This window comes from Burkholderia pyrrocinia (genome assembly GCF_022809715.1).
Lineage (GTDB): Bacteria > Pseudomonadota > Gammaproteobacteria > Burkholderiales > Burkholderiaceae > Burkholderia > Burkholderia pyrrocinia_C.
This window is the reverse complement of record NZ_CP094460.1, coordinates 1,909,332-1,931,309: the sequence shown is the minus strand read 5'-3', so window position 1 is coordinate 1,931,309 and position 21,978 is coordinate 1,909,332. Positions and strand designations below refer to the sequence as shown.

The window sequence follows — 21,978 nt, the reverse complement described above, 5'->3', positions numbered from 1 at the left end:
GATCCAGTGTGGCATGGAAATCGGTCATACCTTGGGACCAAACTGTGACCGATTCGGCATGTCGTGCCAGATGGTCGGGCGCAAGGTGCGCATACCGGAGAACCATGTCGTAGCTTGAGGCTGTCCTAACCGACGATGCCAGCGCGGACTCCCGCGCCGGCATCGTGCTTACAGATCAGCGAACGCGGGCAGAAGGTCCTGGTCGACGAGCCGAATCTCGATACGGTTTGCAATGTCGACGTGTTCGGAGTTGTCCACTGAAAAAACGGCATCTGGGACGCTCACAATGATCGTCCCGGTCTGCTTCCGACCGGCTTCGGGAACTGGAATCAATTCGCGTGCTTCCGGGACTTGCTGAGCCGTGAGGAGCTTCGGGAGATATAGCATCCAGCCAACGCCAGGCTTGTCATCAAACACCTGCCGGGGAAAATACTCTCGTGGTGAAACAGAGACGTACATCGGGTCATAAACCGAGACGATCGCGGCCACTATCTTGGCCGCCCCCTCATAGCTGTGCTCGTCCGCCGAGACTGCGCTCTGTGCCGGTAGCCCAATTTCTACCTCGCTGGGCCGCCTCTTCGCATCGATGCCTAACTTCAACCTCGCGCTGTTGGCCGCGTCCATCTGACCATTCCAGAAGCCAAATACTTTAGGAAGGTCCATCTTTTTTTCGTACCGTTGCGCCAAGACTGCCAAAACGGCTGTCGAAGGTATGCCGGGCGCTTCATACATGGGATACAGACGGGCTTCTTCCTCGGTATCCGCCTTCAGCCACCACTGCCCTAAACGTTCGTCCTCGCGTGACATGGCCTCAACCACCGGCCATAGACGGACAAGATGAGCCGCAAAATCGCCAGGCTGGGCGAAATCGGCAGGGCTACGAAATTGCGTAACTATTTCCATTTTTGTCAGGGCACCCATTCTGATTCGACGCGAAGACGGGCAAGCGGCGTTCTCATGTAGTTCCAAGTCCGCTCCGTCTGAAAATACCATTTCAACCTTGCAGGAGGATGATCGTCTACAACCGCGGCCTGAGCTCCAGCCTGCTCCTCCATGTCATCAAAGGTCTTGGTGTACGGTACATCGTCCTTCTTCAAGAACTGATCGTACTTTCCCTTCGCTTCTATCAACAAACAGCTTTCCGGTCGAAAGCCGTCGAAGTCGCGCTGCCAGACCCACTCCATGCTCCAGGCCTCTTCAACGCTATAGGGGAACCCCGTAATTCGGCCTTGATATTCTCGGGAGTTGTCACTCATGCTCCAGTTGCGGCGCTGCATGCTCCCCGCCTCAGGTGGGCACTTCTTGCAGCTCTCGCCCGTGCGCGGAATCGCCCGTACGTCCGGTTTTGCCTTGCTTTCGTCCTTTGGGGTATCACCCGACAGACTCCCAGTTCCCGCCACTGCCGCCCCGCCCAATAAGGCGACGCCAGCTCGCGCCAATACTGGTCCAAGCTCCACTGCCGCTGCTTCGATTATCGGTACTACCAATCCCGCCATTTCGAGATCCCCCGTTGTATTCCGGATGTTCGATGCGCCACTTGATGACGCGAAGGTAATCGTGAAAGCGTTCGTCGGCCGATCGGCCGGGGCGCGTTATCCATGCGCGCGTCGCAGGTTTCTCGTAAAACTTCGGTGCGTATGCCTCGATTCGAAGAAACACCGCGATGTTCTCGTCGGACTGGATACCGAGCCGGCGAGCCTCGACGTATGCATTCCAGAGGCGCGCAGGCAGCGTGCTGTCGTCGGCTAGTTTCGGGTCCGCTATGACGAGATCCTGCCGGGTGCGTTCGACATATCCGCGCGCATCGATCTCGGCAAGGCCGGCGATCTGTTCGCTTGTCAGTTCAAGCATGCGGGTGTACTCCCCTTAGTTTTCCATTCACTTCGACGAGCCAGTTGAACGTCGGCACGAAAAACTGCATGCGCTGCGTGAATTCCATCAGCGACGCGACGTCGGCCATGATGCGGGCATCGTAGAAGCGGAGCAGGGCAGTGCGCCCGTCCGGCAAGCGTACGTCGAGGCGGTTGCGCAGCTCGTCGGCGAGCGATTCAATCGGAAATGCGCTGATTAGCCAGGACACGCCCGGGGAACTGTTGGCCATCGCAGAAAGCGTGCGGCGGGTATTGCCGGATGCGAGCTCGTAGTCGACTAGCCACGGTCCGGCATCGGCCAGCGACGAGTCGGGAGTGTTGTCGAACAGGGCGGCGGCCGACTGTGATCGTTGCGGGGATGAACCGTTGGCCGCGTTGGCGTAAAGAAGGCCGTCGACAAGCGCATACAGGTGCACTTGCATGGTCAACTGCTGTTGCCGCTTGAGGAAGAATGCTTCGATCGAATTTCCGGTCATGTGCTACCCGCGCGCGATCATCGTCGCGGCATTCTCGGCCGCAGTTTTCAGGCATTCGAGGCAGAGCGTGGGCGAGGGGGCAAGTGCCGCTGCAGTAGCTGGGACAGCCGAAACTGCGCCGCCTGTCGTTGCTTCGCCAGCTCCGACGTCGTCGAGCGTCGCGGTCGACTGCGATGCGATCAACGTCGCTCCGCACGCGGTTTTCATACCCTCAATGGCGGTTTCTCGTCCATCAAAGGTGTGCGGGTATCTCCGCCCTGTGGCGGGTAGGATCGGAAAACCCCCCTTGCACTGCGGGCAAAGTACCTTGTGCCCGACACCGGCAATGGGTTTCCCGTCAATGGTTGCGGTCGCGGTGCCCTCCAGCACGCGGCCACCATGCGTCGTCGTGTCGCCGACGCAGATCATGGCTCGGGCCATATGTTCTCTCGTAGGTGTGGTTTTCGTATGAATTTACCATTTCCGGGGAGAGAGACCGGTCGTTGGCGATCTCGCAGTCAGTCAACTATTGTCAATCGAAGCGAGTGCCGTCGATCGTGCGACGAAGCTGGTCGAGTGCGAACAAGTCAGGGGGGCCGTTCTTCTTCAGTTCCAGTTCGGCGGCGCAGTCCATTTTTTCCATGAGCCGCATTGTTCGGCGCACATGGACTACTTCCAGCACAAACCGCTGCTCTAGCGTCAGCGTCCGATTTTTCTTGAAATTGGCCGAGCTCCACGCTTCGCGCAATTCAGAGCGGGCCTTTTTCGTGCTATTCGAGCCGAGATTCCGCTGATTGGGAACCTCGCGTCTCTGATGCGCCATTGGCTACCGCTGCGTTGCGTGTAGCGTCTGGAGTGGAACGGGGACGAGAACAGGCCGTAGTGTAAGGCAGTGCGCGCCGCCATCCGGACGCGGCGAATCGTCCCGCCGCGCGCCATTCGTCGTCGGAATCGGTTGCCGCGTATGGGATGCCGGCGGCGCGTGCATTTTGATCTACGCTATATGGATGTGTGAAACGCGGCAGGTGCGATGCCGGTTGTCCGGCGTCGATGCCCTCATGCCGACGCCGGTGCCGGACGACGATGCGTAGCAGACGCAGCCGCGAACTTTCGGGTCATGCGGCGCGGCAGGCATACGGACGGGGCGGCACTCGCATCCACTTGCCCGCGCGTCGACGACCCACGGCACGTGGGCCGCACAACACCAACCTGAACAGGCGACGGAGCAACTTCGCGATGATCTTCCGGCAACTTTTCGACCCGCAATCGTCGACATACACGTATCTGCTCGCCGACAGCGCGTCGCGCGAAGCGCTGCTGATCGACCCTGTATTCGAGCAGGTGCGCCGCGACGCGGCGCTGCTCGACGAGCTCGGATTGCGGCTCGTCGCGACCGTCGACACGCACGTGCATGCCGATCACGTGACGGGCGCATGGCTGCTGAAGCAGCGCACGGGCAGCGCGATCGCGATCTCGGCCGCGAGCGGCGCGCAGGGTGCCGACCGCTACCTGAACGACGGCGACCGCTGCGCATTCGGCTCGCGCTACCTGACCGTACGCGCGACGCCCGGCCACACGAACGGCTGCATCAGCCTCGTGCTCGACGACGAATCGATGGCGTTCACCGGCGACTGCCTGCTGATCCGCGGCACGGGCCGCACCGACTTCCAGCAGGGCGACCCGCGCGCGCTGTATCGCGCGGTGCACGGCCGGCTCTTCACGTTGCCGGCCGCGTGCCTGCTGTATCCGGCGCACGACTATCGCGGGCTCACGGTGACGAGCGTCGGCGAGGAGCGGCGCTTCAATCCGCGCCTCGGCGGCGATCTCAGCGAAGACGATTTCGCCGGCTACATGCGCAACCTCGGGCTTGCGCACCCGCGCCAGATCGACGTCGCGGTGCCGGCGAACCTGCAGTGCGGCGTCGCCGCGAACGCACCCGCTGCGCAGGCATCGCCCGACTGGGCGCCGCTCGTCTATACGTTCGCCGGCTTCTGGGAAATCGATCCGCAATGGCTCGAGGATCATCTGCCGGCGGTGCAGGTCGTCGACGTGCGCGAACCGGACGAATTCACCGGCCCGCTCGGCCACCTGCCCGGCGCGATGCCGATTCCGCTCGGCGAACTGGCCGCACGCACCGGCGAGATCGCGCGCGACCGGCCGGTCGTGACCGTGTGCCGGGCCGGCGGGCGATCCGCGCAGGCGAACGTGATCCTGCAGAAAGCCGGCTTCGACACGGTCGCGAATCTCGGCGGCGGGATGCTGCGCTGGCGCGCCGAAGGGCGCGTCGTGATGGACGGCCGGTCGTAGCGCGTCGAGGCCGCGCAAAAAAAATTCCGGACCGATGTCGAAACGGCCGGTCGCCGTTCGTCGTCAAGGTATCCGAGATCATGTGGCGCCGCATGCCGCGGCGCCGATACCCTGAGAGGCCGCACGATGATGCCGACGCTTTACGCCCATCCGTTTTCGTCCTACTGCCAGAAAGTGCTGACCGCGCTGTACGAGAACGGCACGCCGTTCGAATATCGCGTGCTCGCGCACGACGATCCGAAGCCGATGCAGGAGCTGACCGCGCTGTGGCCGCTGAAGCGTTTTCCGGTGCTGGTCGATGCGGGCCGCACCGTGGTCGAGGCGTCGATCATCATCGAGTATCTCGGCCTGAACCATCCGGGCCCCGTGCGCCTGCTGCCCGACGATCCGCACGCGGCGCTCGAGGTGCGGATGATGGATCGCTTCTTCGACAACTACGTATCGACGCCGCAGCAGAAGGTCGTGCACGACGCGCTGCGGCCGGAGGCCGAGCGCGATGCACGGGGTGTCGCCGATGCGCGCGCGATGCTTGAAACGTCATATGCGTGGCTGGACCAGAAGATGGCCGATCGCGAATGGGCGGCCGGCGACCGCTTCAGCGTCGCCGATTGCGGCGCGGCACCGTTCCTGTTCTACGCGGACTGGACGCACCGGATCGATCCGTCGTTCGCGAACGTGATCGCGTATCGGAAGCGTCTGCTTGCGCGGCCGTCGTTCGCGAGAGCGGTCGACGAGGCGCGGCCGTTTCGCTCGTTCTTTCCGCTCGGCGCGCCCGATCGAGATTGATTGGCGCGGCCGTCGCTCGGCGCGCAGCAGTCGCGCATGGCCGGCAGCGCGTGCCGGGGCGACGGAAAGAAAGCAGCGGCAGCATCGCGGCGCCCGCCCGTCACATCGTGTGCGTGGCCGACTGCGCGAGCGTCAGCAGTTCGTCGAACTGCGTGATCAACTCGAAGCACAGCAGGAACGCGAGCGTATAGGCCGGCGCGGGGAAGCGCCGGATCATCTCCAGCACCTGCGGCGCGAAGCGCGACCGGATCGCGTCGCGCGTCAGCAGCCACGCGATCGCGATGCCGATCGCGGCGCCCGCGATCAGGTCGGTCGGGTAGTGAAAGCCGAGATAGGCGCGCGGCACGCAGATGAACACGACGGAATACAGCAGCGCGAACACGCCGGCGCGGCGCGCGATGATGAAGATGCCGGTCGCGATCGCCATCCACAGCATCGCGTGATCGCTCGGAAACGAACTCCACGCCTGCAGCGTCGCCGCGCGCAGTTCGGCGGACGGGAAGTGCAGGTGCAGGTCGGGGTTGTAGATCGGCCGCACGCGGAACGGCAGCACCTGCGCGAGCAGCCGGCCGATCGCGAGCGCGATGAGCCCGCTCGCGACCGTCGCGATAACCAGTTCGCGTTGCCGCTCGCGGTTCGGGCCCGGCTGGAACCACAACCAGCACAGCACGGGAATGAGCACGAAGCCCTTGAACGTGTACAGGCCGGCGATTACGCGGATCGCGTGATTCATCAGCGGGCCGAACGTCACGTGGGTGAGGAAGATCTGGATCGTGGTGTCGAAATTGTTCATGTTCTGTGACCCCGGCGGGCGCGCAGTGCATGACGTGCGGCCGGCAGGATCTGGAAGCGCGCTCGTACCGGAGCGCAACGGGGGGCAAGTATGTCACCCGTTATTTCGAAGAAAATGCAAAAAAATACCGGGAATCCCCTGATAAAACGGGGCTGCGCGGTGGGGCCGGATGGCGGAGTGCCGAGCGGCGGGGGCACGGTCGAATCGTCCGAAGTTTGTGCGTCGATGCGCGCGATCGCCGGAAAAATAATTTGTTGAACTGGACAATTCTGCAGGCCGGTGCGGACCTTGCGCCGGAAGAACGAATGCGGGTGATGCCCTGTGCGAATCTGTCAGGCCACGCAGCACGATGCATGCGCCGGTCGAAAATAAAAAGAAAAGGCGGGCAAGCCCTGTGGGCCTGCCTTGGCTGCGCGATGCGCCCGTGCGGCCTCGCGATGATGCGCGAGGCCGTGCCGGGGCTCGTCGAAGGGCGCGAAGTCTGACCTTGGGCGGCGCGGGCCGCGCCGTCAGCCGCGCCGGATTCCTTCGGGCAGCGCGCTGATGCGGCGCACCTCGGGCGAGTCGAGCCACGCGCGCGACGTAGCGCAGTCGGCGAACATGTCGGTCGCATCCTCGCCCCAGAACAGGTCACCGTCGAGTTCGAAAGTCGGCACGCCGAATACGCCGTGCGCGATCGCACGATCGGTGTTCGCGCGCAGCGCGTCCTTCACCGGCTGCGCTTCGACGGCCGTTACGCCCTCGGGAAAACCGACGGCTTCGCACAGAGCGGCGAAGCCTTCCGGCGTCGACACGTCATGACCGTCGCGCCAGATATGCCGGAAGATCCGCCGGATTGCATCGAGCGAACTGCCCATCGCGATCGCGAGGCGCAGCGGCTTGATCGGGTTGAACGGGTGGGCCGGCGGCATCCGGAACGGGATGCCGAGCTTGTCCGCGCGATATTGCGCGTGGCGATAGGTGAAGACGCGTTTCGCCGCAATCTCCGCCGGCGCTTTCTGGCCCCAGTGCGCGAGCAGCGCGCCGAGCACGATCGGCCGCGGCTCGAACGCCGCGGCGGGCGGCAACCGGTCGAACTGTTCCTGCTGCAGGTAGGCGAACGGCGAAACGAAATCGAAATACCAGGTGGCGGTGCGCGCGGCGTTCATGGCGGATGCCCCTCTTGTGCATGGCCGGTTGACGGTTGCAAGCATGGTGCGCACACGGGCGGCGTGCGATGCGTGCATCGGCGGCCAGTGTCGCACGCGGCCGCCGTTTGCGCTGTCGCGCTTCCGGACGCGCGCGCGGCCGACTAGGCCCCCGCGGCGTCGTCCGCTGCCGACGCGAGCCGCGCGAGGCTGTCGCGCACGGCGGCCGCGTCGTAGCGTGCGCCCGCGCCGCCGAGTGCGACGGTCGCCTTCTGCGCGAGCGGCAGCAGCATCGCGAGCGCCGCCGCCATCGCGGGCGCGGCGGCGAGCCGCGATTTCGGGCCCGACACGGTCAGCGCGCCGACGCATGCGCCGGCAGCATCGAACACGGGCGCGGACGCCGACGCCGTCTCGGGGTCGCGCTCGCCGTACGACGCGGCCCACAGTCGTTCGCGCACGTCGTTCCAGCGTGCGTCCTGCGTGTCGGTGAACGCCAGCAGCACCTTCCCGGACGCGCCCTGGCCAACCGGAAACTCCTCGCCGACGCGAATCGACACGCGCACCGCGCGTGCGGGCTCGACGCGGTAGAGCACCGAACGCATGTCGCCCTGGCGCACATAGAACGACGCCGTTTCCCCGAGTTCGCGGCTCAGCGTCTCGAGCAGCGGCTCGACCACCGGGCCGACCCGGAACGAGCGCTGGTACAGCGCGGCGAGCCGCAGCGGCTCGTGTCCGATCGCGTACTGGCCGTCGTCGAGCTTGCGCATGAAGCCGCCATGTTCGAGCGCGGCGAGCAGACGCAGGATCGTGCTCTTGTACAGCCCGGTGCGGCGCGACAGTTCGGCGAGCGACAGCCGGTCGTCGGTCGGTCCGAATGCACGGAGGATCGCGAACGCGCGGTCGAGCACGGCGACGCCGCTGGAGGCTTCCTCGGCCGACGAATCGGTCCCGTCGCCGGCGTGATCTGCTTGAGTCGTAGGCACTGCCTGCTTCCTTCGGATGATGGTCGGTCGACTATATCGTTCTGCCTGACAGAATTCAAGTTCCAGAAAATCGCAATTTTGCGGGTATACCCCGCTTACAGCCCATTCGGCACGCACCTAAAGTTCTATCAAACAGAACTAGATTCTTTCAGATAGAACGATGAGGTATCGAATGAGCGTTTCCGAATATCCGAAGGTGCTGGTCAGCGAGGTCGGGCCGCGCGATGGCCTGCAGAGCATCAGGACCGTGATGCCGACGGCCGGCAAGCTGCGCTGGATCACCGCGCTGGCCGCGGCCGGCCTGCGCGAGATCGAGGTGGGGTCGTTCGTGCCGGCCAGGCTGTTGCCGCAGATGGCCGATGTGCGCGAAGTCGTCGCGCACGCGCTGGCGATTCCCGGGCTGCACGTCGCCGCGCTCGCGCCGAACCTGCGCGGCGCCGAGGGCGCATTCGACGCGGGCGTGCACAAGCTGACGCTGCCGGTATCGGTGACGGAAGCGCATTCGCTGGCGAACATCCGCAAGACGCCCGCGCAGATGATCGACGAGGTGCGCGCGATCGTCGCGCTGCGCGATGCGCGGTTTCCGTCGGTGCAGATCGAGGCGGGCGTGTCGGTCGCGTTCGGCTGCACGATCGCGGGCGCCGTCAGCGACGACGAGACGATCGCGATGGCCGTCGCGATGGCCGAGTGCGGCGTCGACGAAATCGGGTTGTCCGATACGAGCGGTTATGCGAACCCGGCGCAGGTGCGCCGGCTGTTTGCTCGCCTGCGGCGCGAAGTCGGCGACAAGGCGGGCGGCGCGCATTTCCACAACACGCGCGGGCAGGGGCTTGCGAACGTCGTCGCGGCGCTCGATGCGGGCGTGACGACGATCGACGCGAGCCAGGGCGGCCTTGGCGGCTGCCCGTATGCGCCGGGCGCGACCGGCAACATCGTCACCGAGGATCTCGTGTTCCTGCTCGAATCGATGGGAGTCGACACGGGCGTCGACGTCGACGCGCTGCTCGCCGCGCGCGCGATCCTGCACGACGCGCTGCCGTCCGAGGCGCTGTACGGCCACGTGCCGGACGCCGGGTTGCCGAAGGGCTTCCGCTATGCGGACGGCCGCTCTCCGACAGCCGCTCAACCGGAAGGATGCCTGACGGGAGTCGCGCAATGAACGGCCGGCTACCTGCTGCGGCACTGCCATACCAAGGCGTGCGCGTGATCGAGATGACGCACATGGTGATGGGCCCGACCTGCGGCATGCTGCTCGCGGATCTCGGCGCGGAAGTCATCAAGATCGAACCGATCGCGGGCGACAGCACGCGTGCGCTGCGCGGCTCCGGCGCGGGCTTCTTCGGGATGTTCAACCGTAACAAGAAGAGCCTCGCGGTCGACGTGAAGGATCCGCGCGGGCTGGAAATCGTGCTGCGGCTCGTCGGAACGGCGGACGTCTTCAGCGAGAACTTCAAGAGCGGCACGATGGACCGGCTCGGCCTCGGTTATCCGGCGCTGTCCTCGCTGAATCCGCGCATCGTGTACGTGTCGCACAAGGGCTTCCTGCCGGGGCCGTACGAGCATCGCACCGCGCTCGACGAAGTCGTGCAGATGATGGGCGGCCTGGCCTACATGACGGGCCCCGAGGGCCGGCCGCTGCGCGCGGGCTCGAGCGTGAACGACATCATGGGCGGCATGTTCGGCGCGATCGGCGCGATGGCCGCGCTCGCGCAGCGCGAGCGTACCGGCCGCGGCCAGCAGGTGCAGAGTTCGCTGTTCGAGAACAACGTGTTCCTCGTCGCGCAGCACATGATGCAGTTCGCGGTGACGGGGCAGGCCGCGTCGCCGATGCCGAGCCGGATTTCCGCGTGGGCCGTCTACGACGTGTTCCCCGTGAAGGACGGCGAGCAGATCTTTCTCGCGGTCGTGTCGGATACGCAGTGGGCGCTGTTCTGCGATGCGTTCGGCTTTGCGGCGCTGAAGGACGATCCGCGCCTCGCGACCAACAACCTGCGCGTGCAGGCGCGCGAGTGGCTGCTGCCCGAACTGCGCTCGCGGCTCGCGCCGCATTCGGCCGCGGAGATCGGCGCGATCTTCGAATCGATCGGCCTGCCGTACGCGCCGATCACGAAGCCGCAGGACCTGTTCGACGATCCGCATCTGCTGGCGACCGGCGGCCTCGAAGCGGTGACGCTGCCGGCCGACGCGAGCTGCGCAGGCCGGCCGGTTGACACACGCACCGCGCTGCTGCCGCTGACGCTCGCGGGCGAGCGGCTGCGGCTGCGCTCGGCGCCGCCCGCGCTCGGCCAGGACACGCACGCGCTGCTCGGCGAGCTCGGCTATGCGCCGGACGACGCGCGTGCGCTGATCGAAGCGGGCGTCGTCGCGGGGCAGTACGGCGCGGACGGTGCGGCGCACGGCGACGGGCCGGGCGGCGCGCCTTCGCCGAACGAAGTGGCGAGCGCATAGCGCGGCCGCGATTCATCGAACGAACAAAGGCACCCGGCCGCGCCACGCGCGGGCGCGGATTGCCGTATCCACGGAGACAACCATGACATCCGCTTCCCCGGCGCTGGCCGCCGATCGCGAGACCGACGCGTCGGTCGAGCAACGGGCCGTGCGCAAGGCCGCATGGCGCTTCATCCCGCTGCTCGCGCTGGCTTACTTCTTCAACTACCTCGATCGCACGAGCGTCGGGTTCGCGGCGCTCACGATGAACCGCGATCTCGGGCTGACCGCGACGCAGTTCGGCTGGGGCGCGGGGATCATGTTCGCGGGCTACTGCGTGTTCGAGGTGCCGAGCAATCTCGCGCTGTACCGTTTCGGCGCGCGCCGCTGGCTCGCCCGCATCATGATCACGTGGGGGCTGATGGCGGCCGCGACCGCGCTCGCGACCGGGCCGACGAGCTTCTACGCGATCCGGCTGCTGCTGGGCATCGGCGAGGCCGGGTTCTTTCCGGGCGTGATCTTCTTCCTCGCCGTGTGGTTTCCGGCGAACTACCGCACGCGTGTGCTCGCATGGTTCACCGTGTCGACGCCGCTGTCGTCGCTGATCGGCGGCCCGTTGTCGACGTGGCTGCTGCAGCTCGACGGCGCGCTCGGGCTTGCCGGCTGGAAGTGGATGTTCATCGTCGAAGGGCTGCCTGCGTGCGCGCTCGGTTTTATCGTGCTGAAGCTGCTGTCCGATTCGCCGGCGGATGCCGCGTGGCTGTCGGACGACGAGCGTACCGCGCTGCAGCGCGCGTTCGAGCGCGAAGGCGCGGCCGCCGGACGGAAGAAGCAATTCGGCGTCGCGCTGCGCGACGTGCGCGTGTACGTGCTCGCGCTGATCTCGTTCGGCTTCACGATGGGTTCGTACGGGATCGGCATCTGGCTGCCGCAGATGCTGAAGGCGCACGGCATGTCGACGATGCAGACCGGCTGGTTGTCCGCGGTGCCGTACTTCTTCGCGACGGTCGCGCTGCTGTGGTGGGCGAAGCGTGTGGATCGTCGCGGCGGCCCTGTCGCGAACCTCGCAATCGGGCTGTTCATCGGCGCGGTGGCGCTCGGCGTGTCGACGCATTTCCTGACGCTCGTCCCCGCGCTCGTCGGCATCACGCTCGCGCTGATCGGCACGATTGCCGGCCGCACGATCTTCTACACGCTGCCTTCGCGCTTCCTGTCCGGCCAGGCCGCGGCCGGCGGGCTCGCGCTGATCAACTCGATCGGCGCGCTCGGCGGCTTCGCGGGCCCATATCTCGTCGGCTACCTGAAGGACAGCTTCGGCACCTTCACGGCCGGCATGCTCGGCCTCGCGATTGTCCTCGCGATCACGACGCTGCTCACGTTGTCGCTGTACGCGTTCGACCGGAGCGAATGACATGGACACGACGATTTCGATCAAGCGACGCCGGCTGCTCGGCGCGGCCGCCGCGTCGCTCGCGCTGCCCGCGTTCGCCGATACGCACGCACCGGCCCAAGATGGAGCTTCCCGCATGACGACGCAAGGCAACTATCTCGCGGTCCGCCCCGACTGGCTCGCGTCGGCGCTCGAACCCGCGCTCGAGCCCGACCTGCCGATCGTCGACGCGCATCATCATTTCTATGAACGGCCGGGCTGGATCTACATGCTCGACGACTATCTGCAGGACGCGCGCTCGGGCCACAACATCCAGGCGTCCGTCTACATGCAGGCGCAGACGCGCTATCGCGATTCCGGCCCCGCCGAACTGAAGCCGGTAGGCGAGACGGCCTATGTCGCCGGCGTGACCGAGCCGCTGCAGCACGGCCCTCCGGCCGTCGCGAAAGGCATCGTCGGCCACGCGGACCTGCGGCTCGGCGAACGCGTGCGCGACGTGCTGGAGGCGCATCTCGAAGCGGGGCGCGGGCGGTTTCGCGGGGTTCGGCACCTGACCACGTGGGATGCCGATCCGACGCTCGCGAATCCGCTGTCGGCGGTGCCGCGCGGGCTGCTGCTCGATTCCGCGTACCGGGCCGGCGTCGCGCAGCTCGCGCCGCTCGGGCTTTCGTATGACGCGTGGCTGTTCTTTCCGCAACTGCCCGAGCTGTTCGATCTTGCGAAGGCGAACCCCGATACGCGGATCGTCGTCAATCACTGCGGCGGCGTCGTGCGGATCGCCAGTTATGCAGACAAGCGGCCCGAGGTGTTCGAGCGCTGGCGGGCGTCGATGCGCACGCTCGCGCAACTGCCGAACGTGTACGTGAAAGTCGGCGGGCTCGGGATGCGCATCAACGGGTTCGATTTCGAGAAGGGCGCGCGGCCGCCGTCTTCCGAGCAGCTCGCCGACGCGTGGAAGCCGTGGATGCTGACCTGTATCGAAGCATTCGGCGCGGAGCGCTGCATGTTCGAGAGCAATTTCCCGGTCGACAAGGGTTCGTATTCGTACGTGAACGGCTGGAACGCGTTCAAGCGGCTGACCGCGCATGCGAGCCCGGACGAGCGCGATGCGCTGTTCCGCGGCACGGTCACGCGCGCTTACCGGCTCGGCTGACGCGCGTCACGGCACGCCCGCGCGTGCTCACCCTGCCTCGACCAGCGCCGCGAGCTTCGCCAGCGCCATGCGCCAGCCGGTCTCGTTGTCGGCGACCGGCACGCCGGGCGGTATCCCGTCGTGCACGGCGTCCACGCGCGTGCCGTCCGCTTCGTCGGACAGCGTGATCGTGATCGTCATTGCGCCGCGCAGCATCGGATCGTCGGTCTCGAACACGTCGATCTCGACGATCTGCTGGTCCGGCACGAGCGTGACGAAGCGGCCGTGGTAGGTATCGGTGCGCGCGGTGGTCTTGCCGGTGTCGGCCGACGGCGCGTCGTAGCTCAGCGACACGCGCAGCGCGCCGCCTTCGCGCGCGTCGTACGCATGCACGCGGCACGTCATGCCGTCGGGCACCTTCCATTGCTCGACCGCGTGCGGATCGAGCAGCGCGCGGTAGACGCGTCCGCGCGGTGCGTTCAGGTGCCGGCTGACCCGGGTCGAATGCGTGTGCGTATGCAACATGTCGCCTCCCGCGGAGCGCGCGCGACGGTGCACGCCGGATGCCGGCGTGTCGTCGTGCTTCCTTCAGGAATCGTAGGCGCGGGCGGGGCGGCTTGCAATGACCGCGCACTCGCCCACGTTCAGCCGTTCAGCGCAGCGTGGCCGCGAATGCGTCGAGCTGCGTGATGCAGGTGTTCCAGCCCTCGAAGAAGCCGAGCGCTTCGTGGCGCTCGCGCGTCGCGGCATCCGGATGCATCACGCGCGCCTCGTAGCGGCTGCCCGCAGCGTCGTCGGCCGTCGTAATGATTGCCGTGAAGCCCAGCCACGGCACCTGAGGCCGCCAGCCGCCCGCGAGCATCGACGTGAACGCGATGCGCGCTTCTGGCACGATTTCGAGGAAGCAGCCGGGATTGTCGCTCGTGCCGCCATCGGGGCCGCGCATAAACGTATGGAAGGCGCCGCCCGGCCGCAGGTCGAACGCGCGCACCTCGGTGGTCCACGGTTTCGGGCACCACCATTCCTTCAGCAGTTCGGGGTCGGTCCACGCACGCCACAGCGCGTGGCGCGGCGCGTGCAGCGTGCGCGTGATGACGAGATCGTAGGCTTCAGCGGGTTCGACGTGGCTTGCTGACATCTTGCTCCTCCTGGTGACGGCGTTCGACGAATTCGTCGAGACGATCGGATCGCGCTTCCCACAGCGCACGCTGCGCGGCGAGCCATTCCTCGGCCTCGGTCAGCCGGCTGGCGACCAGCGCGCAGGTGCGCGAGCGGCCGGTTTTCCGGGTCTGGACGAGGCCGCTGCGCTCGAGCACGGCGACATGCTTCTTGACGTCCTCCTCCGTCTAAAGGCGGAGGATTCCCACACCTGGCGATGCACGTCCGCATCGGAGAATGTTCAATGCAGCGTTGATATCGCGATCATGCTCGACACCACAGTTGCTGCACTTCCACTCCCTTATTCTCAGTCCCGCGATACCTTTCGGCCGCGTCGTGCTGTCTGTCGACCCGCACGCCGAACAGGACTGGGTAGAACCGCTTTCGTCGACTTCCTCGAACGTGGCTCCGTGCGCGATCGCTTTGTAACGGAGCCTATTTCGGAAGGACGACCAGGACGCGTCGTAGACGCTTTTCGCCATCCTGGTTCTGGCGAGCTTGGCGGCCGACACATTGCCGACCGCGATGTAGTCGAAGCGCCGCACCAGATCGAGCGCGAGCTTGTGCTGGAAATCGGCGCGGGCATTCGCCACCTTGGCGTGCAGCTTCGCGATATGCCGCTTGTGCTTGCGTGCCCGCTGCGCCTTCGCCAGCTTCTCAACCGCACGTCGACCGAACCGGTCGTTGAGCAGCTTCTCGCCGGTCGAAAGTGTGACGAAGTCTTTCAGGCCGAGATCGATGCCGACACCGGAACGGATCGGGCGCGCCTGAACATCGGGTATCTCGATCACGATATTCAGGAACCAGTTGCCGCGCGCATCCTGCGCGAAGTTGGTGCCGTCCTTGATCTTGCCGTCGGGCAGCGGGCGACTGCTGAACACGCGGAAGGTGTAGCCGGCGAAGCGGAATGCGTCGCCCTCGCGCTTCAGGTCGCGGCCCTTCAGCGGCACCCAGCCCAGCGATTTCCTGCCGCGATAGCGCAGGTAGGGCCGACGGTGCTGGCTGCGCGACTTCGCGTATTGCTCGCACGTTGCGTTGACCGTGCCGGAGTGGACGCCGAGTTCCTTGCTGCTGCCGGTCGTCAGCACGTTCAGGTCGAACCCCGTCGGCCACTTCTTGCGCCACTTGAGCGCGTGTTTCTGCGTGTCGTTGCAGAAGTTCCAGACGTAGTTCACCGCACGGCTCTGTTTGTTAAGCAGTCCGTTGAGTGACTTCACCCGGTAGCGGTAGACAAGAATCATACCGGTGATGCTAACCCGTGGAAGAAGCGGCCTGTCAACAGCACTCCTTTCTTTCCCACCATCAATGGCCGGGTTTACCGGAGCAAATCCTGACGAACGATGGCAGCGCGGTGTCGAACGGCGCTGCCAGTTCAGAGATGGTGCGCCCGCCGCCGCCGAGTGCGCTGACTATCGCGCAGCGTGTCGGATCGGCCAGTGCTTGGAATACGTCGTCGATACCGGGTTGAAAGTTTGCCATGCGGCAAAGCAAAGGCGAAGCAGCGGGAATTTTCGTCGCGTACGATGATGGGGCGGTAACATGCGCCGACCGGGCGCCGCGTTGCCGAAAGCCTGCCGCCGTCGCGTGAGCCGCGACGATCGGCCGGTGTTCCTTTTGATCCCGGCATACGCCGCGCTCACGCGGTGCGGCACGCCTGACCACCGGAGATGGCATGACCGAACCTGTTACCGTCCGCCGCGTCGGCGCGAGCGATGCGAGGGCCTGCGTCGATGCGCTGGCCGACGTGCTGATCGATTGCGTCGAGGGCGGCGCGTCCGTCAGCTTCATGTTGCCGATCGAGCGGCCGACCGCCGTCGCATTCTGGACGCGCGTGGCCGACGGCGTGGAGAACGGTGAACGCATCCTGCTGGTCGCCGAGGACGCCGAAGGCCGGATCGTCGGCACCGTGCAGGTCGTGACCGCGCAGCCCGAGAACCAGCCGCATCGCGCGGATATCGCGAAGATGCTGGTGTCGCGGCACGCGCGCCGGCAGGGCGTCGCCGCGCGGCTGATGGCGGCGGCCGACGCGGCCGCGCGCGACGCCGGCAAGACCGTGCTCGTGCTCGACACCGTGACGGGCGGCGACGCCGAGCGGCTGTACGAGCGGGCCGGCTGGCTGGGCGTCGGCGTCGTGCCGAACTATGCGCTGATGCCCGACGGCGCGCTCTGCGCGACGACGTTTTTCCACAAGCAGCTCGCGTAGCGGTGCGCGTTGGCGCCGCTCATCGGCATCCGCCATGCATCCCGTCGCACCGGCTCTCCTGTTCGTCGCGCTCGCGGCCGGTGTCGTCGCGTTGCTTGCGCCTGTGTTGTTCGCGGTCGCGTGGCGACGTCGCACGCAGGTACCGTTGCGCGTGTTTTTCTACGGCATGCTGACCTTCTTCGTGTTCCAGCCGGTGCTGCGCATGTCGTGGCAGGTTCCGCTGTACCGCTGGCTCGCTCACGACCCGCGCTGGCATGTGCCGATGCTGGTGTTCGCGGCGCTGACTGCCGGGCTTTTCGAGGAATTCGGGCGCTGGGTCGCGTTCCGGTATCTGCTGCCGAAGCGGCGCGACGCACAGACGGCCGTGATGCTCGGGCTCGGGCACGGCGGGCTGGAGGCGATGCTGCTGGTCGGCGTCGGGTTTCTCGCGCTCGGCACGGGCTACCTGCTCGCGCACGCGGGCGTCGTCGTGCCTGAGGGCGTGCAGTCGCTGATCGGGTCGCAGTTCGCGGGCATGACGCTCGCGTCGCCGTTTCTCGCGCTGCTCGAACGCACGAGTGCGCTGGCCGCGCATGTCGGGCTGTCGCTGATCGTGCTGCAGGCATTCGTACGCGGCGCGAAGCGCTGGCTCGCGTATGCGATCGCGATCCATTTCATGTTCGACCTCGTCGCCGTGCTGCTGACGCGGTACGGGCATGTCGATACCGTGCTGGTCGAGGCGCTCCTGTTCGCGTGCAGCGCCGCGATCCTGTGGCGGGCCATTCGCTGGAGCCGGTGGGAGAAAGGCGCCAGCGACGCGCGCACCGGCCACGCCGCGTGACGCGCGTCGCCCGTTTCGGCCGTGCGGCGTGGTTCGGTCGCCGGATCGTGGGCCCGTCCCCGGTTCGCCGCCGGCTGGCGAGGCTCAAGGTCATGCCAGCCGTGACGATGGCGATGCCGGCGAGCGCCGGGGCGTGTCCCCGGTCGCGCTGAGAGTCGAGAGCAGGGCGGTGCCTGAAGCCGGTCAGAAAGAAAAACAGGGTCGGCAACCATGCCGGTCCGATATATTCACGCAAGTAGAACTCCAACAAAACGCCACGGAACCGCCGCCTCGATGAAACGCTCGCATGTCGCTTTCGCCCTCACGGGCCTGCTCGTCGCACTGCCGATTGCCGCGTACGCGCTCGTCAAGCCGTTGCGCATCGTCGCGCCCGCGCTGATCCCCGGCGTGTCCTGCCCACGCGCCGACATCTGCACGGACGATGCAGCGAAGCTCGGCGACGCACAGCAGCTCTATCGCGACGGCTATGCGCGCGCGGCGGCGGCCGTCGGCGGGTTCCGCGCCGCGCCGCGCGTCGTGTTCTGTTCGACGCGCGCGTGCGCCGACGCATTCGGCCTCGGCCAGCGCGCGGCGCTGACGCTCGGCAATTTCGGCGTGGCCGTGGCGCCGCGCGGCTGGCAGACCTACTTTCTCGTGCACGAGCTGATCCATCACCGCCAGGCCGAAGTGCTCGGCAATCTGGCCGTCGCGACCAAGCCGCGCTGGCTGATCGAAGGGATGGCGTATTCGCTCAGCGAAGATCCGCGCCATCCGCTGACGGAGCCGTTCGAATCGTGGCGCACGCGTTTCGATGCGTGGCATGCGGCGCTGGGCGGGCAGCCGCTGTGGGATGCCGCGCGGGCGGTCGAATAGCGCAGGAAGCGCGTTTCGTTACGCCGGCACGGCCGGACCGGCACGTCCATCGATGAGCGTATCCCGTGCCGCGTCGAGAATCTCGTCGGCCAGCACGGGATCGGTGCCGGCGATCGCACGCGACAGCACGAGCGCCCCGACCATCTGGCTGAAGACCGCGAGCGCGTCGCGACGCGTCTGCTCCGGCGTTGCGCCTTCGGTGGCCACCATCCGTTCAAGCCGGTCGAGATACGCGGCGAGGCCGTGCGCGTAGCACGCGCGCGCCGCCTCGGTCAGTCGCGGCGCGTCGCCCGCGAAGCCGGACAGCGGGCACCCGGCCTCGACATTGTCGCGATGCGCCGCCGACAGATACGACGCCACCTGCGCGGCGAGATTGCCGGCGTTCGGCGAATCTTCACGGTCCTGCATCGCCTTTTCCATCACCTCGGCAACCAGCGCATCCTTCGACTTGAAGTGGTTGTAGAAGCCGCCCTGCGTGAAGCCGGCTTCCTTCATCAGCTCCGTCAGCCCCACGGCGTCGACGCCGCGTACGCGGAACAGCCGCTCGGCGGCCGCGACGATCGCGCTCCGGTTCTCGGCAGCCTGCTGTCTTGACACGCCCATCGATCCCTCCCCGATTCTGCTGATCGCGTCGATTGAAAAACACAATGGCGATCACAATTGACATGCCCGGGCGGCACGAACACAATGCACCGCAAAGACAATGGTGATCGACATTGATATCGAGTGTAGCCGACTTGGCGGGCAGTGCGAAGCCACGGCCGGAACGCGGATGGAAGTTGGTCGAGGTCTTTGGCGCCGCAGGGTGACGGGCAGCGGACGGCTCGCCGTCTGCCTCCGGCGGCGCAGCGATTCGGTACGCAATGGCAGCCTCGTTTTCCACCGGATCTCACGCGCGCGACGAGCCGGCGCGCAGGCGATTCATCATGTGAAAGGAACGATCATGAAGATCGAAGGTGCAGTCGTTTTCGTGACAGGTGCAAACCGCGGGCTCGGGCTCGAGTTTGCGAAGCAGGCGCTCGCGAGAGGCGCGCGGAAGGTCTATGCGGCGGCGCGTGATCCGGCCACCGTGACGCTGCCGGGCGTCGTGCCCGTGAAGCTCGACGTGACCGATCCGGCGGCCGTCGCCGCGGCGGCCGACGCGGCGCGCGACGTCACGCTGCTGATCAACAACGCAGGCATTGCGCGGCTCGGCAGCCTGACGGACGACGGCGCGCCCGACGCGCTGCGCGATCACTTCGAAACCAACGTGTTCGGGATGCTGGCGATGTCGCGGGCGTTTGCTGAAACCCTCGCCGGCCATGGCGGCGGCGCGATCCTGAACATCCTGTCGGTCGCGAGTTGGGTGAACCGGCCGATCCTGTCGGGCTACGGCGTGTCGAAATCGGCCGCGTGGGCGCTGACCAACGGGCTGCGCCATTCGCTGCGCGAGCAGCACACGCAGGTCGTCGGGCTGCATGCCGGCTTCATCGACACCGACCTGACGCGCGGCCTCGACGTGCCGAAGGCCACGCCGGACGACGTCGTGCGCCAGGCCTACGACGCGATCGAAGCGGGTGCGGAGGAAGTGTCGACCGACGAGTTCACGCGGCAGGTGAAGGCCACGCTGTCGTCGGGCGTCTATCTGGAAGAACCGGCGCCGCGTTGATGCCGCCGGGAAGTTCGACCCGCCGCCCGCGCGGCGGGTCCGGCCGTCAGACCGTCGTGTCAATGATGCCCGGGATCTTCACGTCCGGGTTCACGTCCGCGTCGTAGTCGACGCCGGCGATCTCGAAGCCGAACAGCCGCAGGAAGTCGGTCTTGTAGCCGGCGAAGTCGGTCAGCTCGTACAGGTTCTCGTTCGTCACCCGGTCCCACAGCGCGACGACCTTCGCCTGCACCTGCGGATCGAGTTCCTTGTAGTCCGCGCGCAGGCGGCCTTCTTCGTCGACGTGCGGCGTCGTGCCGTACAGGCTGTCCTTGAGGAGCCCGTACACCTGCTCGATGCAGCCTTCGTGCGTGCCGGTTTCCTTCATCACCTTGAACAGCAGCGACAGGTACAGCGGCATCATCGGGATCGCCGAGCTGGCCTGCGTGACGACGGCCTTCAGCACCGACACGCGTGCATCGCCGCCGTGCGCGGCCAGCTTGTCGCGGATCGACAGCACCTTCTTGTCGAGATCCTTCTTCGCTTCGCCGATCGAGCCGTTCCAGTAGATGTCGTGCGTGATCTGCTCGCCGAGATACGTGAACGCGGTCGTCTTCGCGCCGTCGGCCAGCACGCCGGCTTCATCCAGCGCGTCGATCCACATCTGCCAGTCCTCGCCGCCCATCACGGCGACGGTGCCGTCGATCTCTTCCTGCGTGGCGGCCTCGAGCACGGTCTCCTGGATCACTTCCTTGTCGGTGTTGATCCCGCGGAACGACACCGACTTGCCGATCGGCTTGAGCGTCGAGCTGATCGTTTCGCCCGTCTTCGGGTGCGTGCGGCGCGGCGCCGCGAGGCTGTAGACGACGAGATCGACCTTGCCGAGATCCTGCTTGATGGTGTCGATCGTGACCTGCTTGACCTTGTCCGAGAATGCGTCGCCGTTGATGCTGCGCGCATAGAGCCCCTTTTCGGCGGCGAATTTCTCGAACGCGGCGCTGTTGTACCAGCCGGCCGTGCCGGGCTTCGATTCGCTGCCGGCACGCTCGAAGAACACGCCGAGCGTGTCCGCGCCCGAGCCGAATGCGGCCGAGATCCGGGCGGCGAGGCCGTAGCCGGTCGACGCGCCGATCACGAGCACCTTCTTCGGGCCGTTGGCGATCGGGCCGTGCGAAGTCACGTAGTCGATCTGTTCCTTGACGTTGGCTTCGCAGCCGACGGGATGAGTCGTCACGCAGATGAAGCCACGCACGCGCGGTTTGATGATCATTGGAACCTCTTGTCAGAAAGGCGGAAACGGCCTGAAATCGGAAAAATCCCGCGCATTGTAAAGGAAGCGGCCGATCGCGGGCGCACGCGGCCGGAAGGTGCCGGATCATCCGGTTATTTCTCTCTTGACAGAAATAACTGAAATGAATAAATTTCCCGACATGGAACTCACACCGATTGCCGAACGATTCATTCTCCACTGGGGCGAAATGGGCTCGCGGTGGGGCGTCAACCGAACCGTCTCGCAGATTCACGCGCTGCTCTACCTGGCCGGCCGGCCGGTCGCGGCCGACGAGATCGCCGAGACGCTCAACGTCGCGCGCTCCAACGTCAGCACGAGCCTGAAGGAGCTTCAGGCGTGGCGGCTCGCGAAGGTCGTGCACGTGCTGGGCGACCGCCGCGACCATTTCGAGACGTCGACCGACATCTGGGAACTGTTCAAGCTGATCGTCGAAGGGCGGCGGCAGCGCGAGATCGAGCCGACGCTCACGGTGCTGCGCGATTGCCTGACGAGCCCGGAGATCGCCAACGAGAGCCGCGAGACCGAACAGCGCATCCGCGACACGCTGCAGTTCGTCGAGACGCTGACGACCTGGTCGGACGAGATGCTGCGGCTCAAGCCCGATACGCTGATGAAGGCGCTCGGCATCGGCGCGAAGATCAGCCAGACGGTCAGGCGCAAGTCGCCGAAGTAAGCGGTAGCGGAAGTGCGGGCAGGCAGCCCGCTTTTTTCGGGGTTGTTATTTCTGTCTATACAGAAATAACTGTAAAGATAGGA

At 66.2% G+C, this 21,978-nt stretch carries 26 protein-coding genes and 2 pseudogenes; 12 read left to right on the top strand and 16 right to left on the bottom strand.

From position 1 onward, the window contains the following. Nucleotides 1-168: 168 nt before the first annotated feature. The 6 genes from MRS60_RS25555 to MRS60_RS25530 all read right to left on the bottom strand — a co-directional run bounded on the left by MRS60_RS25555 (nucleotide 169) and on the right by MRS60_RS25530 (nucleotide 3,149). Nucleotides 169-903, bottom strand: a complete 735-nt coding sequence (locus MRS60_RS25555; RefSeq protein WP_414857202.1) for an immunity 52 family protein — start codon at nucleotides 901-903, stop codon at nucleotides 169-171. A 5-nt stretch (nucleotides 904-908) separates the two neighbouring features. Beyond that, complete coding sequence (locus MRS60_RS25550; protein WP_243566824.1) at nucleotides 909-1,487, bottom strand: restriction endonuclease fold toxin 5 domain-containing protein; 579 nt, start codon at nucleotides 1,485-1,487, stop codon at nucleotides 909-911. After that, nucleotides 1,372-1,851, bottom strand: a complete 480-nt coding sequence (locus MRS60_RS25545) for a hypothetical protein (RefSeq protein WP_243565785.1) — start codon at nucleotides 1,849-1,851, stop codon at nucleotides 1,372-1,374. The genes MRS60_RS25550 and MRS60_RS25545 overlap by 116 nt, the downstream gene beginning before the upstream one ends. Further along, the gene (locus tag MRS60_RS25540) at nucleotides 1,844-2,347 is read right to left on the bottom strand and encodes a DUF4123 domain-containing protein (RefSeq protein ID WP_243565784.1); all 504 of its coding nucleotides are present in this window, start codon (nucleotides 2,345-2,347) and stop codon (nucleotides 1,844-1,846) included. The genes MRS60_RS25545 and MRS60_RS25540 overlap by 8 nt, the downstream gene beginning before the upstream one ends. 3 nt (nucleotides 2,348-2,350) lie before the next feature. Then, nucleotides 2,351-2,767 carry a PAAR domain-containing protein gene (locus MRS60_RS25535; protein ID WP_243565783.1) on the bottom strand — a complete coding sequence of 139 codons (417 nt, stop codon included), beginning with the start codon at nucleotides 2,765-2,767 and terminating at the stop codon, nucleotides 2,351-2,353. Between the two features lie 91 nt (nucleotides 2,768-2,858). Continuing rightward, nucleotides 2,859-3,149, bottom strand: coding sequence for a hypothetical protein (locus MRS60_RS25530; RefSeq protein WP_243565782.1), 291 nt, complete (start codon nucleotides 3,147-3,149; stop codon nucleotides 2,859-2,861). Nucleotides 3,150-3,562: 413 nt separating this feature from the next. Between MRS60_RS25530 and MRS60_RS25525 the strand changes: the two genes are divergently transcribed. Further along, complete coding sequence (locus MRS60_RS25525) at nucleotides 3,563-4,633, top strand: rhodanese-like domain-containing protein (protein ID WP_105391115.1); 1,071 nt, start codon at nucleotides 3,563-3,565, stop codon at nucleotides 4,631-4,633. Between the two features lie 126 nt (nucleotides 4,634-4,759). Then, nucleotides 4,760-5,419 (top strand): glutathione S-transferase family protein, encoded by a 660-nt coding sequence (locus MRS60_RS25520; protein ID WP_243565781.1) that lies wholly within the window; start codon nucleotides 4,760-4,762, stop codon nucleotides 5,417-5,419. A gap of 100 nt (nucleotides 5,420-5,519) precedes the next feature. On the opposite strand, the gene MRS60_RS25515 is transcribed toward MRS60_RS25520, so the two are convergent. After that, on the bottom strand, nucleotides 5,520-6,212 hold the full coding sequence (locus tag MRS60_RS25515; RefSeq protein WP_034181667.1) for a phosphatase PAP2 family protein: 693 nt from the start codon (nucleotides 6,210-6,212) through the stop codon (nucleotides 5,520-5,522). Between the two features lie 29 nt (nucleotides 6,213-6,241). On the opposite strand from MRS60_RS25515, the gene MRS60_RS25510 reads away from it, so the two are divergent. Beyond that, nucleotides 6,242-6,697, top strand: a complete 456-nt coding sequence (locus MRS60_RS25510; protein WP_243565780.1) for a hypothetical protein — start codon at nucleotides 6,242-6,244, stop codon at nucleotides 6,695-6,697. Nucleotides 6,698-6,721: 24 nt separating this feature from the next. Here MRS60_RS25510 and MRS60_RS25505 read toward each other — a convergent pair whose 3' ends face one another. Continuing rightward, nucleotides 6,722-7,360, bottom strand: a complete 639-nt coding sequence (locus tag MRS60_RS25505; RefSeq protein ID WP_243565779.1) for a 2-hydroxychromene-2-carboxylate isomerase — start codon at nucleotides 7,358-7,360, stop codon at nucleotides 6,722-6,724. A gap of 143 nt (nucleotides 7,361-7,503) precedes the next feature. After that, the gene (locus MRS60_RS25500; protein WP_243565778.1) at nucleotides 7,504-8,322 is read right to left on the bottom strand and encodes an IclR family transcriptional regulator; all 819 of its coding nucleotides are present in this window, start codon (nucleotides 8,320-8,322) and stop codon (nucleotides 7,504-7,506) included. Between the two features lie 172 nt (nucleotides 8,323-8,494). On the opposite strand from MRS60_RS25500, the gene MRS60_RS25495 reads away from it, so the two are divergent. From MRS60_RS25495 to MRS60_RS25480, 4 genes are all read left to right on the top strand, one after another. Further along, nucleotides 8,495-9,481 (top strand): hydroxymethylglutaryl-CoA lyase, encoded by a 987-nt coding sequence (locus MRS60_RS25495; RefSeq protein WP_034181675.1) that lies wholly within the window; start codon nucleotides 8,495-8,497, stop codon nucleotides 9,479-9,481. After that, nucleotides 9,478-10,770: a CaiB/BaiF CoA transferase family protein gene (locus MRS60_RS25490; RefSeq protein WP_131946001.1), complete on the top strand. Its 1,293-nt coding sequence runs from the start codon at nucleotides 9,478-9,480 to the stop codon at nucleotides 10,768-10,770. The genes MRS60_RS25495 and MRS60_RS25490 overlap by 4 nt, the downstream gene beginning before the upstream one ends. An 82-nt stretch (nucleotides 10,771-10,852) precedes the next feature. After that, nucleotides 10,853-12,160 carry an MFS transporter gene (locus tag MRS60_RS25485; RefSeq protein WP_243565777.1) on the top strand — a complete coding sequence of 436 codons (1,308 nt, stop codon included), beginning with the start codon at nucleotides 10,853-10,855 and terminating at the stop codon, nucleotides 12,158-12,160. Nucleotide 12,161: 1 nt separating this feature from the next. Next, a complete protein-coding gene (locus MRS60_RS25480; protein WP_243565776.1) occupies nucleotides 12,162-13,292 on the top strand; it encodes an amidohydrolase family protein in 1,131 nt (376 codons plus the stop codon). 27 nt (nucleotides 13,293-13,319) lie between these two features. Here MRS60_RS25480 and MRS60_RS25475 read toward each other — a convergent pair whose 3' ends face one another. From MRS60_RS25475 to MRS60_RS25455, 5 genes and pseudogenes are all read right to left on the bottom strand, one after another. Continuing rightward, on the bottom strand, nucleotides 13,320-13,796 hold the full coding sequence (locus MRS60_RS25475) for an SRPBCC family protein (RefSeq protein WP_034181826.1): 477 nt from the start codon (nucleotides 13,794-13,796) through the stop codon (nucleotides 13,320-13,322). Between the two features lie 127 nt (nucleotides 13,797-13,923). Beyond that, entirely contained in the window at nucleotides 13,924-14,409 is a 486-nt protein-coding gene (locus tag MRS60_RS25470; RefSeq protein WP_243565775.1) for an SRPBCC family protein, read from the bottom strand. Next, nucleotides 14,381-14,599: pseudogene (locus MRS60_RS25465) on the bottom strand (transcriptional regulator); the annotation flags it as partial. The pseudogene MRS60_RS25465 and the gene MRS60_RS25470, both read right to left, overlap by 29 nt. A gap of 18 nt (nucleotides 14,600-14,617) precedes the next feature. Further along, entirely contained in the window at nucleotides 14,618-15,670 is a 1,053-nt protein-coding gene (locus tag MRS60_RS25460; RefSeq protein ID WP_243565774.1) for an RNA-guided endonuclease InsQ/TnpB family protein, read from the bottom strand. A gap of 88 nt (nucleotides 15,671-15,758) precedes the next feature. Next, a pseudogene (locus MRS60_RS25455) lies at nucleotides 15,759-15,908 on the bottom strand (ArsR/SmtB family transcription factor); the annotation flags it as partial. Nucleotides 15,909-16,101: 193 nt separating this feature from the next. Between MRS60_RS25455 and MRS60_RS25450 the strand changes: the two are divergent. From MRS60_RS25450 to MRS60_RS25440, 3 genes are all read left to right on the top strand, one after another. Continuing rightward, nucleotides 16,102-16,632 carry a GNAT family N-acetyltransferase gene (locus MRS60_RS25450; RefSeq protein ID WP_243565773.1) on the top strand — a complete coding sequence of 177 codons (531 nt, stop codon included), beginning with the start codon at nucleotides 16,102-16,104 and terminating at the stop codon, nucleotides 16,630-16,632. A 34-nt stretch (nucleotides 16,633-16,666) separates the two neighbouring features. Continuing rightward, on the top strand, nucleotides 16,667-17,452 hold the full coding sequence (locus MRS60_RS25445; protein ID WP_243565772.1) for a YhfC family intramembrane metalloprotease: 786 nt from the start codon (nucleotides 16,667-16,669) through the stop codon (nucleotides 17,450-17,452). Between the two features lie 273 nt (nucleotides 17,453-17,725). After that, on the top strand, nucleotides 17,726-18,304 hold the full coding sequence (locus MRS60_RS25440) for a hypothetical protein (RefSeq protein WP_243565771.1): 579 nt from the start codon (nucleotides 17,726-17,728) through the stop codon (nucleotides 18,302-18,304). An 18-nt stretch (nucleotides 18,305-18,322) separates the two neighbouring features. Here MRS60_RS25440 and MRS60_RS25435 read toward each other — a convergent pair whose 3' ends face one another. Continuing rightward, nucleotides 18,323-18,907, bottom strand: a complete 585-nt coding sequence (locus MRS60_RS25435; RefSeq protein WP_243565770.1) for a TetR/AcrR family transcriptional regulator — start codon at nucleotides 18,905-18,907, stop codon at nucleotides 18,323-18,325. Between the two features lie 340 nt (nucleotides 18,908-19,247). Here MRS60_RS25435 and MRS60_RS25430 point away from each other — a divergent pair, with 340 nt between their 5' ends. Beyond that, nucleotides 19,248-19,952, top strand: a complete 705-nt coding sequence (locus MRS60_RS25430) for an SDR family oxidoreductase (RefSeq protein WP_034181684.1) — start codon at nucleotides 19,248-19,250, stop codon at nucleotides 19,950-19,952. A 46-nt stretch (nucleotides 19,953-19,998) separates the two neighbouring features. Here MRS60_RS25430 and fabV read toward each other — a convergent pair whose 3' ends face one another. Next, the gene (fabV, locus tag MRS60_RS25425) at nucleotides 19,999-21,201 is read right to left on the bottom strand and encodes an enoyl-ACP reductase FabV (RefSeq protein WP_243565769.1); all 1,203 of its coding nucleotides are present in this window, start codon (nucleotides 21,199-21,201) and stop codon (nucleotides 19,999-20,001) included. A gap of 160 nt (nucleotides 21,202-21,361) precedes the next feature. Here fabV and MRS60_RS25420 point away from each other — a divergent pair, with 160 nt between their 5' ends. Next, nucleotides 21,362-21,895 carry a GbsR/MarR family transcriptional regulator gene (locus MRS60_RS25420; RefSeq protein WP_034181686.1) on the top strand — a complete coding sequence of 178 codons (534 nt, stop codon included), beginning with the start codon at nucleotides 21,362-21,364 and terminating at the stop codon, nucleotides 21,893-21,895. Nucleotides 21,896-21,978 lie beyond the last annotated feature (83 nt).